Source organism: Roseibium sp. (genome assembly GCF_051016195.1).
In the GTDB taxonomy this organism is placed as follows: Bacteria; Pseudomonadota; Alphaproteobacteria; order Rhizobiales; family Stappiaceae; genus Roseibium.
On sequence record NZ_CP134616.1, the window covers coordinates 4,663,769 to 4,677,869 of the forward strand.

Sequence of the window (14,101 nt, forward strand, 5' to 3'; positions counted from 1 at the left end):
TCATATGGGGATTTGCGCTACAACGCCAGCGCGAACACTTTCGATCGTTAATGAGATTTTGCAGTTCTCAATGCATTTAGAACTGACGCAAGGGCAGTTTTTACGGTCTCCAGCCGAATGGATCGGCGGCCATTATCCGCGAACCAGCAATGAAAGTGCTGTGTCGGTTCACCGGCCGAGGCGACCGCGATGTGAACGGTGCCGACAGGCTTGAATTCCGAACCGCCGCCGGGTCCGGCAATGCCAGTCACCGAAACTGTTATGTCGGCATTCGAGCGTTCCAGGGCACCTTCCGCCATTGCGACCGCCACTTCCTTGCTGACGGCACCCCAGCTCGTGATCAGATTTTCCGGAACCCCGACGAGCTCCGTTTTCGCCTCGTTTGAGTAAGTCACAAACCCCCGATCCACGGCGGCGGACGAGCCTGCAATTTCCGTCAGGGCCGCGCAAATCAGCCCGCCTGTGCAAGATTCCGCCGTTGCAATCATTTTGCCCTGGGCCTTCAGTTCTTCCAGAACGTCTTGAACGAGGGGAGCGAGGTCATCAAGGCTTTCCAGGTGTCTCTCATTCATTGTCATTTCACTCGTTCTTTGCAAACGGCAACCGAACCGTCACGCTTGCGAGCGCGGCGATGCCTTCCTTGCGTCCGGTAAAACCAAGCCGCTCGGATGTCGTCGCCTTAACGGAAACGCGCTCGACCGGCATATCGCAGATTTGGGCCAGTCTTTGTCTGATGTCTTGCCGATGCGGACCGATCTTGGGTTCTTCACAGACGATGGTGACGTCGATATGAGCAAGCCGGCCTCCAAGCTGTGTCAGCCGCTCAATGGCATCATGCTGAAACTTGTCTGAAGATGCGCCTTTCCACTCCGGATCGCTTGGAGGAAAGTGACTGCCGATATCGCCGTCCCCGATCGCTCCGAGCGTGGCATCGGTGATCGCATGCAACACGACATCCGCATCGGAATGGCCCTTCAGTTTCATGTTGTGAGGGATGTCCAGCCCGCCCAGAATGACGGTCTCACCAGGTTCAAACGCGTGAACATCGTATCCGATGCCGGTTCGAACGTCTGACAGTTCCGACAAACGGGGACGGGTCTGGTCTTCTTGTGTCATCGGGACCTGTTTCACCTGTGTTTCGGCTCGCGCGAGATCCTGCCGTGTCGTGATCTTGAAATTGGCAGGATCGCCGTGGCTCAACTCTACCGTCATGCCTGCCCATTCGGCCAGACCGGTATCGTCGGTAAAATCATGCCGACCGGCGTCCGCGGCTTTCAGATGTGCTTTCAGGATCGGTTCGAACGGGAAAGCCTGCGGCGTTTGTGCAGCCCAGAGGCCGGTGCGATCGATCGTCCGCAGTTGCCTGCCTGCTTCCTCGCTCCGTTTCAGCGTGTCGACAACGGGCACGGCTGCAAGCACGCCCTCTGCTCCTTCGTCCAGTTTAGCGATACTGCCATCGATCACCGGCTCGGAAACAAAAGGCCGCGCCGCGTCGTGAATGAGCACGAAATCGCAGCCGGTGATCGCAAGTGCCTTCAAACCTGCGAGCACGGATTGCTGGCGGGTGTCGCCGCCGATTGCCGTCAGAAGTTCCTTGCCATTTGCGCCAAAATGCGTCGCATCGACGGCTGCGTCGTAAAGACTTGCGTCGTCTGCGTGTATCACTGTCACGATTTTTGCGATTCGAGGATGATTCAGAAAGGCGTCCAGTGTATGAGACAGGATCGGACGTCCGGCGACATGTTTGTATTGCTTGGGCTCACGATTGTCCGGGTCCGATAGGCGTGTTCCACGTCCTGCCGCGACGATCAATGCGGCGGCCGTTTTCTTCATTGTGGTCTCCTCGAAGGCAATTGAGGCGAAAATCGCTGACCGCCATTAACGATGAACCTGATCAATACGCAAATTTAGACTTGTTGCGATGCGCAAATTGGCTACAATATAGGCAATTAGCGTTTTGCACAGGTAATGAGCAGAAAAGAGAACTGTGTGTCGATAGCTTCGAACTCTCTTTCCATAGGACCGCATACACTTTCCAACAGGGCCGTCCTGGCTCCCATGTCGGGTGTTACCGATTTGCCGTTTCGCAGGCTTGCTGCTCGATTCGGCGCCGGCATGGTTGTCAGTGAAATGGTTGCAAGCGAAACCTTCGTGAAAGGGGACGCGGAAACGCAGATGCGAGCCGAAGCCCAGGACAAGGGGCTGCATGTGGTCCAACTGGCCGGCAGGGAAGCGCGCTGGATGGGCGAGGCGGCGAAGGTGATTGCCGGCCTCGGTGCTGATGTAATCGATATCAACATGGGGTGCCCGGCAAAAAAGGTCACATCCGGCTATTCGGGCTCTGCATTGATGCGGGACCTCGATCACGCCCTGACCCTGATTGATGCAACGGTTGCCGCAGTCGATATACCCGTTACGGTCAAGATGCGGCTCGGCTGGGACGACAGGTCGCTGAACGCGGCCGATCTGGCGGCGAGGGCAGAGAATGCTGGCGTCCAACTCGTTACGGTCCACGGCAGGACGCGCTGCCAGTTCTACAAAGGGGCAGCAGACTGGCAAGCGATTCGGAGTGTGAAGGACGCCGTTTCCATCCCGCTGGTTTCAAATGGTGACTGCAAATCCATTGAAGATGCGCAAACCATGCTTTCAGTGAGCGGTTCTGACGGGATCATGATTGGCCGCGGTGCCTATGGCCGGCCCTGGTTGCCCGGTCACATCGGACACTATCTTGCAACCGGTGAACGGCTTGAAGCCCCTATCGGGCGTGAACTCGCAGATCTGGTCGCAGGCCATTACGAGGATATCCTAAGCCGCTACGGGGAGTTTGCCGGTGTCCGGATCGCGCGAAAGCACCTGGGCTGGTATCTCGATGACGCCGTCGCTCGCGGAGCAGACATACCTTCACATGAGAGAAAAACACTCATGACATCCAGTTCTCCTTCAGAAGTTCTGCGTTTGGTCATGGACTGGTTCTCAACTTCCAACGAACGGATAGCCGCGTGAGCGAAGTGACTGTCGAAACAGGCCGTATAGCCATGCTCGCGAGTGATGGCCCGACCATCCTGGACACGCTTCCGCACCCGGTTCTTCTGGTTGCACCGGACGGTGTGATCGAATCGGCGAACATGGCCGCCGAGATCTTCATGCGCTCCAGTGCCTCGGTGCTGCGCAGGCATCCGATCAGCGACTTCGTTCCCTTCGGCAGCCCGTTGCTGACCTTGATCGAGCAGGTTCGAGAACGCGCCGCTCCGGTCAACGAGTACAAGGTTGATATCGGATCGCCGCGGATCGGCGCTCCGAAGATGGTGGATATCAATGCCGCTCCGGTGACGGACCGGCCGGGCGCCGTGGTCCTGATGTTCCAGGAACGGACCATGGCCGAGAAAATCGACCGTCAGCTGACCTCACGCGGAGCGGCGCGGACGGTAACGGGTCTTGCGGCGATGCTGGCGCATGAAATCAAGAACCCGCTGTCCGGCATACGCGGCGCTGCGCAGTTGCTTGAGCAATCGGTCGTCGATGATGACCGCTCTCTGACCCGGCTCATCATGGACGAGACGGACCGGATCGTGAAACTCGTCGATCGCATGGAAGTCTTTTCCGACGAAAGACCGATCGAGCGGGAGCCGGTCAACATCCACGTGGTGCTGGACCGGGTCAAGAGCCTTTCCGACAACGGCTTCGCGCGCAACAAGCGCATCGTGGAGATCTACGACCCGTCCTTGCCGCCGGTCTTCGCCAACAAGGATCAGCTCATACAGGTGTTTCTCAACCTGGTGAAGAATGCCAGCGAGGCGATCGGTGATGATCCTGATGGCGAGATCCGGATTTCAACCGCGTTCCGTCCGGGTGTCCGCCTCTCGGTGCCCGGAACCGAGCAACGTGTGAGTCTTCCGCTCGAATTCTGCGTGCAGGACAACGGCCCGGGCGTTCCCGACGACCTGTTGCCGCATCTGTTCGAGCCATTCATCACGACGAAAACCAACGGGTCCGGGCTCGGTCTGGCACTCGTGGCAAAGATTATCGGCGATCATGGTGGTGTCATCGAGTGTGACAGCCAGCGTGAGCGCACCATTTTTCGCATCCTAATGCCTGCGTATGCCGGTGACACAACACCGGATACCGACACGGCGAGCGAGGGAACTGAATAACGATGCCGACAGGTACGATCCTTGTTGCAGATGATGACGCGGCTATTCGCACCGTGCTCAACCAGGCGCTTTCGCGGGCCGGTTACACGGTCCGCCTGACGTCGAATGCCTCCACGCTCTGGCGGTGGGTGTCTTCCGGAGACGGCGATCTTGTGATCACCGATGTTGTCATGCCGGACGAAAACATCTTCGATGTTCTGCCGCGCATGAAAAAAATGCGGCCGGAGCTGCCAGTCCTGGTGATGAGTGCGCAGAACACGTTCATGACCGCGATCAAGGCGTCGGAAAAGGGAGCCTACGAGTATCTGCCGAAACCCTTCGATCTGAAGGAACTCACCAACATTGTGCAGCGTGCGCTCGAGGAACCCAAGAAGCGACCCGCACTTGACATCGATGATGCCGGTGAGGGGATGCCGTTGGTAGGCCGGTCGCCGGCAATGCAGGAAATCTATCGCATTCTCGCGCGGTTGATGCAGACCGACCTAACGGTGATGATCAACGGGGAATCGGGAACAGGCAAGGAACTCGTTGCCCGCGCGCTTCATGACTACGGCAAAAGGCGGAACGGCCCGTTCGTTGCGATCAACATGGCGGCCATTCCGCGGGATCTGATCGAGGCAGAGCTTTTCGGTCATGAAAAGGGAGCTTTCACAGGGGCTCAAAACCGGAGTTCGGGCCGTTTCGAGCAGGCGGATGGCGGTACGCTGTTTCTTGACGAGATCGGCGACATGCCGATGGAAGCGCAAACGAGATTGCTGCGCGTGTTGCAGCAGGGAGAGTACACCACCGTTGGCGGACGAACCCCGATCAAGACCGATGTTCGCATCGTTGCGGCGACCAACAAGGATCTTCGCCACCTGATCAATCAGGGCCTCTTCCGGGAAGATCTTTATTTCAGGCTGAATGTGGTCCCGATCCGGTTGCCGCCGCTGCGCGAACGCGTGGAGGACATTCCGGATCTTGTCCGGCATTTCTTTTCCCTGGTCGAAAAGGAAGGCCTGCAGGCAAAGCAGATCGATGTCGGTGCGCTCAACATGTTGCGCCGCTACAGATGGCCGGGAAATGTGCGCGAACTGGAGAATCTGGTGCGCCGCCTCGCGGCCCTCTATCCCCAGGACGTCATCAGCGAAAGTCTTCTCGATCAGGAACTCAGCCAGCCGAGCGCCGTTTCGGCTTCGGAGGACGTGAACGAGAACGTCAATCTGGGAGGCTCGGTCGAGAAATACCTCTCCGGTTACTTCGACACGTTCGGAGAAGCGCTTCCGCCGCCCGGGCTTTACCACCGGATCCTGCGCGAGGTGGAGTACCCGCTCATCAGCGCCGCTCTGGCCGCGACACGCGGCAATCAGATCAAGGCGGCGGAGTTGCTTGGGGTGAATCGGAACACCTTGCGCAAGAAGATCAGGGATCTCGATATCCAGGTAATGCGTTCGGCAAGGTGAGTGACTTGCTCCCTGTTGTCAGGTGCTGCCGATTTTGGGTGGCAGATGGTGACATTGTGGCCAGGAGCACGTGAGAAGCCGTGCCTTTTATGCCTTCAAGGTTCTCAAACTTCTCGAGAACTGTTAGAGACTTCAAGCTCTTCCACTGCAAAATGCAGGGCGAGGACAGGTCTGTCGCAATTTCGCAACATTGTGTGATAAGTTTGCAGCGAATGTTTTAGCAAGCCGGTTTTATTGAATGGTTTGCCGTGTTTTAGAGGCTGCATGATACTGGAGACAGTTCAGCAATCCGTTGTGCAATCCAGCGCTTCGGGCAAGTTATGGCGGCGTGCCGGGCTTGCCGTCATGGTGTTTGCGCTTATCTCGATTGCGATCACATTCGTCATTCTGATGGGTTTGACACCCGTAGATCCCACCCGTGAAGTCATTATGACGGCGATGGCCATCAACGGCGCACTGGCCGCCGTTCTGCTTGGCGTGGTATCCGTCGAAATCTACAAGCTATGGCAGGCGCGCAGGCGCGGGCGGGCGGCTGCACGTCTGCACGTGCGGGTCGTCGCGCTGTTCAGCCTTGTTGCTGCAGTCCCTGCAGTGATGATGGCAATTCTGGCCGCCGTTACGCTCGACCGGGGGCTGGACAGATGGTTCGAAGACCGCACCAGGCAGATCATCGATAATGCCCTGACGGTTGCGCAGGCCTACCTGCAGGAGCACGCGCGGGTTCTCAGGGGCGATCTGATCGCCATGACGAAGGACATAGACCGTGCCAAGGCGATTTATGAGTTCGAGCCAACCCGGTTCGATCAATTCTTCGCGACACAGGTTTCGCTTCGCGGCATTCTCGGCGCAATGATCCTTGACGAGAATGGCGACGTCGTCACGCGTGTCATTCTCGATCCGAACGCGCAGATACCCCTTCCGCCGGCAGACAGTTTCTTCAAGGCCCAGTCTGGCGATCCCATCCTGATTGCCCCGGGAAGTTCGAATCTCGTCGGTGGCGTGATGAAGCTCTCGGCATACGACAATTTTTATCTCTACGCTGTTCGCGTCATCGACCCGAGAGTGGTCGAATATCTGCGCCTGGCGGAAACTGGTGCATCGCAGTATCAGCAAATGGAAAACAGCCGTTTCGGCGTTCAGGTCGCGTTTGCGCTGGTCTATCTGGGTGTTGCGCTCATCCTGCTGTTATCCGCCATCTGGATCGGGTTCGGTTTCGCAAACCGCCTGGTTTCCCCCATCAGGGTCCTGATATCCGCCGCCGACGAGGTGTCCAAAGGCAATCTAGCGGTCAAGGTGCAGACGGAGAAATCAGGGGGGGACCTGAAAAATCTCGGGCTGACGTTCAACAAGATGACTGGTCAGCTCCTGGGGCAGCGCGATGCTCTTCTTGCCGCCAATGAGCAGATCGATCGCCGCCGTCGCTTCAATGAAGCAGTCCTGTCCGGGGTGTCGACCGGTGTGATAGGTGTTGATGATGAAGCATCGATCATGCTGATCAACCGGTCAGCGCTTGAACTGCTGCAGCTTGACGAGGTTCAGATCCTCAACAAGCCGCTGACGGAGGTCGTGCCGGAGCTTGCCGAATGCATAGACAGCGTTCTGGAAAACAGCGCGGACAAACTCCCCGAAACGCAGATCGAGGTAACGCGACACGGGCGCCTGCGAACGCTCAACGTGCGCATCACAAGCGAGCAGTCGACGCGCCGCGAGCATGGCTTTGTGGTGACGCTGGATGACATTACCGATCTCGTCTCGGCGCAGCGGAATTCTGCATGGGCTGATGTGGCGCGCCGGATCGCCCATGAGATCAAGAACCCGCTGACCCCTATCCAGCTGTCGGCGGAACGCATTCGGCGGCGCTACGGCAAACGCATCGAGGAAGACCGGGAGGTGTTCGACCAGTGTATCGACACGATTGTCAGGCAGGTTGGCGATATCGGCCAGATGGTCGATGAATTCTCATCCTTTGCCCGAATGCGGAAGCCCAACAAGATCAGTTCCGATCTCCGCGAAGCGGTGAGGGATGCCGCCTTCATGCAATCTGTTGCCAATCCGGACATATCCGTCACGGCGGACGTGCCCGACACGGCGGTAACTGCCGTGTTCGACCCGCGTCTTGTCGGCCAGGCCTTCACGAACGTGGTGAAGAACGCCACCGAGGCCGTTGCCGCTAGGACAGGCGACGAACTGCCTAAAGGCAAGGTACTGGTTCGACTGCGCGGAGAAAGCGATGAAACGCCCGGACGGATCGTCGTCGATGTGATCGACAACGGGATCGGGCTGCCTGAGGAAAATCGCAGCAGATTGCTTGAACCCTACATGACGACGCGGGAGAAGGGCACGGGCCTCGGTCTCGCGATCGTCCGGAAAATTATGGAAGACCACGGTGGCGGCGTCGAATTGCTGGATGCCCCGAAATCAACCCCTGATGCAACAGGCACTCTGGTGCGGCTCACACTGGCAGCTTCTGCCAGTTTGGAGGCCGAGACCGAGAGCAACGAACAAGAGCAAGCAGTGACAGCTCATGGCGCATGATATTCTAGTTGTAGATGATGAAACCGATATCCGGGAAATGATTGCCGGCATCCTGGATGACGATGGCTACGGGACACGGACGGCGCATGATTCCGACAGTGCGCTTGCGACCGTCAAGGAACGCAAGCCGTCTCTCGTGATTCTGGACATCTGGCTGCAGGGGAGCCGGCTCGATGGACTTGCCCTGCTTGACGTTCTCAAGGAAACCGATCCGGACCTGCCGGTTGTCATCATCTCCGGTCACGGCAACATCGAAACCGCCGTTTCCGCGATCAAGCGCGGCGCCTATGATTACATCGAGAAACCGTTCAAGGCCGACAGGCTCATTCATATTGTTGAACGGGCGCTCGAAGCGTCCAGCCTCAAGCGTGAAATCCGGGATCTCAAGCAACGCAGCGGCGAGACCAGCGAAATCATCGGAGGCTCTTCTGCCGCGCACAACCTGCGTCAGACAATTCAGAAGATCTCGGGAACAAACAGCCGGATCCTGATCGTCGGACCGTCGGGTGCCGGCAAGGAGAGGGCGGCGCGGATGATCCATGACCAGTCGCCACGGACCAAGAGCCCCTTCGTCGTCCTGAATGCCGCCACCATAACGCCTTCACGCATGGAGGAAGAGCTCTTCGGCATCGAGGATGAAAACGGCAACCTGCGAAAGATCGGTGCGCTCGAGGAAGCGCATGGCGGGACGCTCTATCTCGACGAAGTCGCCGACATGCCGGCTGAGACGCAGGGAAAAATTCTCCGCGTGCTCGTGGAACAGAGTTTCGCAAGGGTCGGTGGTACCCAGAAGGTCCAGGTCGATATCCGGATACTCTCATCGACGTCCAAGAATCTGGAAGAGCACATTGCCTCCGGTCTCTTTCGCCAGGACCTTTATCACCGCCTCAGCGTTGTGCCGCTCAGGGTGCCGGGCCTTGCTGAACGGCGAGAGGATATACCGGTGCTGGTTCATCATTTCATGGAACAGATTTCCGCAGCCTCGGGTATTCCGCTTCGACCGATCGGGGACGACGCGATGGCGGTCCTGCAGACGCATGACTGGCCCGGAAACGTTCGTCAGCTGCGCAACAATGTCGAACGCTTGATGATCCTGAGCCGGGGCGAGCCGGACAGTACGATCACCGCGGACCTTTTGCCTGCTGAAATCGGCGAAACGCTTCCGAACCTTCCGACGTCCGGTACCGGGGAGCATTTGATGTCGGTGCCCCTGCGCGAAGCGAGGGAGATCTTCGAGCGGGAGTACCTGCAAGCCCAGATAAAGCGGTTTGACGGCAATATCTCAAGAACGGCAGAATTTGTGGGGATGGAGCGGTCTGCCTTGCATCGCAAACTGAAAACACTTGGAATGACCTGAAAACGGTAAAGTCCAACAACGAACTGCGAAGCGGGATAGAGGTCTTTCCATGAAAATCGTCATTTGTGGCGCCGGTCAGGTCGGATACGGGATTGCAGAGCGCCTTGCCGCGGAGCAAAACGACGTTTCCGTCATCGATTCCTCGCCCCAGCTGATCAATGCGATCGGTGACCAGCTCGACGTGAGAGGGTTTGTCGGGCACGGTGCGCATCCGGACATTCTGGCGCAGGCCGGAGCGGAAGAAGCGGACATGATCGTTGCCGTCACGCTTTACGACGAGGTGAATATGGTCGCCTGCCAGGTGGCGCATTCCCTCTTCAATGTTCCGACCAAGGTTGCCCGGATCCGGGCGCAATCCTACCTCCAGGGCCGGTGGCGCAATCTGTTTTCGCGCGACAACATGCCGATCGACGTGATCATTTCGCCCGAGATCGAGGTTGGCGAGATGGTACTGCGGCGGCTGGCACTTCCGGGAGCCGTCGAAACCGTCCGATTTGCCGATGACCATGTCGTCGTGGTCGGGATCATGTGCGAAGAGGACTGTCCGGTGGTGGACACACCGCTGCGGCAGCTGACCGAACTCTTCCCGGATCTCGGAGCCGTCGTTGTCGGTCTCTACCGGAACAACCGCCTGTTCGTTCCCAAGAGCAGCGACAGCATCCTGACGGGGGATCTTGCCTATGTGGTGGCGCGGCGCGATCAGGTGCGCAGAACCTTGAGCATCTTCGGACACGAGGAGCCGGAGGCCGCCAAAGTGGTGATCGCCGGAGGCGGAAACATCGGGCTCTATGTTGCCAAGGCACTTGAACAACGCCAGAGCGGAACGAAAATCAAGCTTATCGAGGCGTCCCGCGAGCGGGCGATGTCGGTTGCCGACGAACTCAAGCGATCGGTTATCCTGCATGGCAGCGCACTCGACCAGATCATCCTGAACGAAGCCGACGCAGGTGATGCTGACACGATGGTCGCTCTCACGAACGAGGACGAAGTCAACATCCTGTCTTCGGTGATGGCAAAGAAACTCGGATGCCGGCGCTCCCTGTCGCTGTTGAACAATCCGAGTTACCCGGCCTTTGCCAACGCTCTGGGGATCGATGCGTTCATCAATCCGCGTGCCGTCACGATTTCCAGGATCCTTCAGCACGTCCGGCGCGGCCGGATACGTGGTGTTCACTCGCTTCAGAACGGGGCCGCAGAGATCGTGGAGGCAGAAGCGCTCGATACCTCTCCACTGGTTGGCAAACCCTTGCGTGTGATCGATCTGCCATCAGGAATTCGTGTCGGGGCCGTTTTCAGGGGAGGCGAAGTGCTCACGCCGAACGGGGAACTGCAGATCCAGGCGCAGGATCGTATAGTCATCTTTGCGGTTGCCAATCGTGTCCGGCAGGTGGAGCAAATGTTCCGCGTGAGCCTCGATTTCTTTTAGGCGAATTGCCTCCAATCTGAGCTTGCAATTATCTGACCGTACGTTCAAAAATGTGCTGACGGCCCGCCGGCCGGGTATGTTTTTTACTTGCTTTGGAGTGCTCATGAGCCGGATTGCTTATGTCAACGGTCAGTACGTTCGTCATGGCGATGCCGCGGTCCATGTGGAAGACCGCGGATATCAGTTCGCCGATGGTGTTTATGAGGTGTGCGAAGTCTGGCAAGGCAAGATTGTCGACATGCCCAGACATCTCGACCGTCTGAGCCGTTCCCTGGGCGAACTCCAGATCGACTGGCCCATGAGCCGGAACGCGGTCGAATTTGTTCTAAGGCAGGTCGTTCGCAGAAATCTCGTCAAGAACGGGCTGGTCTATATCCAGGTCACGCGCGGCGTGGCGAAACGGGATCACTTTTTCCCCTCCGATGATGTTGCACCGTCAATTGTCGTGACCGCCAAGTCCACCAGTCCCGCTGCAGCGGAAGCCCAGGCCGAAAAGGGTATCTCTGTTGTCAGTTATCCGGAAAACCGCTGGCCGCGCGTCGACATCAAGACTGTTGCGCTGCTTCCAAACGTTCTGGCGAAACAGCACGCCAAGGAAAACGGCGGTAAGGAAGCCTGGTACATCGATACAGAGGGAAATGTCACGGAAGGCGGTTCCACCAACGCATGGATCGTGACAAAGGACGGGGCGCTCGTGACGCGGCCAGCCGAGAACGGTATCCTCCGCGGGATCACGCGCGCAGTGGTGCTTGATCTTGTTAAAAGGGAAGACCTGACGTTCGAAGAGCGGCCGTTCAGTCTCCAAGAGGCCTTCGAGGCCAAGGAAGCATTTGTTACCGCAGCGTCAACTCTTGTGATGCCTGTGACACGTGTCGATGGCAGGATTGTCGGCAACGGTCATCCGGGTTCTGTTGCATTGCGATTGCGTGAACTGTTCCATACTGCTACTGATTTGCAGACGGCTTGACTCAATTGGTCTTGTCTATGGATATAAATACGACGTAAAAGGAGCTGAGGCAGACAGCTCTTTGAGTGGGCGAAACAAAACGCGGGCAGAACTTCAAACCTTAATGTTTGAAATTCAATAGCTTTTGACGGTAAGCTGCCGACAAAGCCGGATGCTCGGCCGCATCCGGGGGTAAAACAGGATAAAAACACTGATGGCTGAGCGCGCACAAAATCTCCAAGACACTTTCCTCAACCACGTTCGCAAACAAAAGACTCCCCTAACAATTTTTCTCATCAACGGTGTGAAATTGCAGGGTGTCGTGACCTGGTTCGACAATTTTTGCGTCCTGTTGCGCCGCGACGGGCACTCCCAGCTCGTTTATAAACACGCGATTTCCACAATTATGCCAAACGGCCCTGTTCAACTATTCGATCAGGCTGAGGAAAACGCTGAAAAGGCTGGCTGATTGAAACCTAAGTCTCGCGCAGACGATTTTTCGAAATCAAACGGGCCCGAAGAACCGGGGCACAATACGCTCAGGATAAAAGACACTGGGGTGGATCGCCTGCCTCAGCCCTTTCGCGCGTTAATCATAGAACCAGTACTGCAGCTGCGCGGAGACGCCGGACAGCAGGATTTGCGCGGGAACCGAAGCCCAGAAGCGCGCCTTGAAGAGGCGATCGGTCTCAGCGCGGCGATCAACCTGCAAATCATTCACTCAGGTGTCGTCAAGGTGAACAATCCCAAGCCGGGCACCCTTTTTGGTGAAGGCAAGGTCTCCGAACTGGCTGGCATGGTTGCGAGCGAAGATCTGGATCTCGTGGTCATAGATCATCCGCTGTCTCCCGTGCAGCAGCGAAACCTCGAACGGCGGCTCAAGACCAAGGTTATCGACCGGACCGGCCTGATCCTTGAGATTTTTGGCGACCGGGCGCGCACGAAGGAAGGCCGGTTGCAGGTCGATCTCGCGCACCTGACCTGGCAAAAGAGCCGTCTGGTCCGGTCATGGACGCACCTTGAGCGGCAAAGGGGCGGAGCCGGTTTCATGGGTGGTCCCGGTGAGACCCAGATCGAGGCCGACAGACGGCAGATCCAGGACCGTATCATTGCACTTCAGAAGCAACTGGAGAGTGTGCGCCGCACACGTGACCTTCACCGGAAAAAGCGTAAGAAAATTCCGCAACCTGTTGTCGCGCTTGTCGGCTACACCAATGCCGGCAAATCGACGCTGTTCAACCGGCTGACGGAGTCGGACGTGTTTGCCAAGGACCTGCTCTTTGCCACGCTCGACCCGACGCTCCGCAAGGTCACGCTGCCGCATGGCAAGGAGATTATCCTCTCCGACACCGTGGGCTTCATCTCGGATCTCCCAACACATCTGGTTGCCGCTTTCCGGGCGACGCTCGAGGAGGTGCTTGAGGCGGACCTGATCCTGCATGTGCGCGACATTTCCCATCCGGACAGTGATGCGCAGGCGGAGGACGTCAAGAAAACGCTCGACGAACTGGGTGTGGATGCGTTGACCGGAGCGCCGGTCATCGAGGTCTGGAACAAGATCGATTGCCTCGACGCGGCCTATAGGGAAAAGCTGCTTGCAGAAGCCGGGGATGATGGTCCTGTGTCGGTATCCGCATTGACGGGCGCTGGCGTGGAACAGCTCTCGTCCCGGATAGACCGGTTCATTGCACAGCATGACGACATTATGAGCGTCAGCCTGCCTGTCGCAGAGGGGGCTCTGCTGGCAAAACTCTACCAGATGTCCGAGGTTCTCAACCGGGTGGACGGCGAAGACGTGGTGACGGCCGAAGTGCGCGTTTCCGACAAGCAGCGCGGGCCGTTCCGCGATCAGTTCTCTCAATATGTCCAGCCAGAATCCGACACCGCTGACTAGGGTACGGACTGACAAATGAAGCCGATTTGGCGGCATAAATGGCAGGATCTTGGGAGGAAGCGTGTGCGGAGCGGGCTTTTTGCCCGGTCAAGCGCGGTGACGCTGTGAGGTACAGCCATTTTGCCGTCCTTCGGATTTGACCGTTTTGGCCATCTGCCACGTCGCGAAACGCTCGAAAATGAACCACATTATCCGCGCTTTCGCTTCTCGCAGCTGGTCAAAACGACCCAAACCAAATTGACTTCATTTATGAGTCCGTACCCTAGTGCGGTGAATTTGAAGTTCGCTTCGGAGACTTCAGAAGCAATGATGCGAACTTCCTATTCGCCGCACTAGGCATCAGCGGTCCC

The 14,101-nt window shown here is 57.7% G+C and carries 11 protein-coding genes; 9 read left to right on the top strand and 2 right to left on the bottom strand.

Annotated features, from left to right (window positions below):
• Positions 1–47 precede the first annotated feature (47 nt).
• Both RDA78_RS21310 and RDA78_RS21315 read right to left on the bottom strand, forming a co-directional pair.
• Complete coding sequence (locus RDA78_RS21310) at positions 48–572, bottom strand: CinA family protein (RefSeq protein ID WP_434051790.1); 525 nt, start codon at positions 570–572, stop codon at positions 48–50.
• A gap of 7 nt (positions 573–579) precedes the next feature.
• On the bottom strand, positions 580–1,833 hold the full coding sequence (locus tag RDA78_RS21315) for a bifunctional 2-C-methyl-D-erythritol 4-phosphate cytidylyltransferase/2-C-methyl-D-erythritol 2,4-cyclodiphosphate synthase (RefSeq protein WP_434051791.1): 1,254 nt from the start codon (positions 1,831–1,833) through the stop codon (positions 580–582).
• A 225-nt stretch (positions 1,834–2,058) separates the two neighbouring features.
• Here RDA78_RS21315 and dusB point away from each other — a divergent pair, with 225 nt between their 5' ends.
• From dusB to hflX, 9 genes are all read left to right on the top strand, one after another.
• A complete protein-coding gene (gene dusB, locus RDA78_RS21320; protein WP_434056181.1) occupies positions 2,059–3,003 on the top strand; it encodes a tRNA dihydrouridine synthase DusB in 945 nt (314 codons plus the stop codon).
• Between the two features lie 32 nt (positions 3,004–3,035).
• On the top strand, positions 3,036–4,151 hold the full coding sequence (locus RDA78_RS21325; protein WP_434056182.1) for a two-component system sensor histidine kinase NtrB: 1,116 nt from the start codon (positions 3,036–3,038) through the stop codon (positions 4,149–4,151).
• 2 nt (positions 4,152–4,153) lie between these two features.
• Entirely contained in the window at positions 4,154–5,593 is a 1,440-nt protein-coding gene (ntrC, locus tag RDA78_RS21330; RefSeq protein ID WP_434051792.1) for a nitrogen regulation protein NR(I), read from the top strand.
• Positions 5,594–5,857: 264 nt separating this feature from the next.
• Entirely contained in the window at positions 5,858–8,128 is a 2,271-nt protein-coding gene (locus tag RDA78_RS21335; RefSeq protein WP_434051793.1) for an ATP-binding protein, read from the top strand.
• Positions 8,118–9,485, top strand: coding sequence for a sigma-54-dependent transcriptional regulator (locus RDA78_RS21340; protein ID WP_434051794.1), 1,368 nt, complete (start codon positions 8,118–8,120; stop codon positions 9,483–9,485). The genes RDA78_RS21335 and RDA78_RS21340 overlap by 11 nt, the downstream gene beginning before the upstream one ends.
• Before the next feature lie 49 nt (positions 9,486–9,534).
• Positions 9,535–10,911, top strand: a complete 1,377-nt coding sequence (gene trkA, locus RDA78_RS21345) for a Trk system potassium transporter TrkA (RefSeq protein ID WP_434051795.1) — start codon at positions 9,535–9,537, stop codon at positions 10,909–10,911.
• Positions 10,912–11,014: 103 nt separating this feature from the next.
• Positions 11,015–11,878, top strand: a complete 864-nt coding sequence (locus RDA78_RS21350; protein WP_434051796.1) for a D-amino-acid transaminase — start codon at positions 11,015–11,017, stop codon at positions 11,876–11,878.
• A gap of 190 nt (positions 11,879–12,068) precedes the next feature.
• Positions 12,069–12,326 carry an RNA chaperone Hfq gene (hfq, locus tag RDA78_RS21355; protein WP_172670818.1) on the top strand — a complete coding sequence of 86 codons (258 nt, stop codon included), beginning with the start codon at positions 12,069–12,071 and terminating at the stop codon, positions 12,324–12,326.
• 75 nt (positions 12,327–12,401) lie between these two features.
• Complete coding sequence (gene hflX / locus RDA78_RS21360; protein WP_434056183.1) at positions 12,402–13,751, top strand: GTPase HflX; 1,350 nt, start codon at positions 12,402–12,404, stop codon at positions 13,749–13,751.
• Positions 13,752–14,101 lie beyond the last annotated feature (350 nt).

Excerpts from the sequence above, each read along its gene's own strand:
- RDA78_RS21340 (WP_434051794.1), top strand. The coding sequence starts at position 8,118 with ATGGCGCATGATATTCTAGTTGTAGATGATGAAACCGATATCCGGGAA.
- RDA78_RS21315 (WP_434051791.1), bottom strand. The coding sequence starts at position 1,833 with ATGAAGAAAACGGCCGCCGCATTGATCGTCGCGGCAGGACGTGGAACA.
- RDA78_RS21350 (WP_434051796.1), top strand. The coding sequence starts at position 11,015 with ATGAGCCGGATTGCTTATGTCAACGGTCAGTACGTTCGTCATGGCGAT.
- RDA78_RS21335 (WP_434051793.1), top strand. The coding sequence starts at position 5,858 with ATGATACTGGAGACAGTTCAGCAATCCGTTGTGCAATCCAGCGCTTCG.
- trkA (WP_434051795.1), top strand. The coding sequence starts at position 9,535 with ATGAAAATCGTCATTTGTGGCGCCGGTCAGGTCGGATACGGGATTGCA.
- ntrC (WP_434051792.1), top strand. The coding sequence starts at position 4,154 with ATGCCGACAGGTACGATCCTTGTTGCAGATGATGACGCGGCTATTCGC.
- RDA78_RS21310 (WP_434051790.1), bottom strand. The coding sequence starts at position 572 with ATGAATGAGAGACACCTGGAAAGCCTTGATGACCTCGCTCCCCTCGTT.
- dusB (WP_434056181.1), top strand. The coding sequence starts at position 2,059 with ATGTCGGGTGTTACCGATTTGCCGTTTCGCAGGCTTGCTGCTCGATTC.
- RDA78_RS21325 (WP_434056182.1), top strand. The coding sequence starts at position 3,036 with ATGCTCGCGAGTGATGGCCCGACCATCCTGGACACGCTTCCGCACCCG.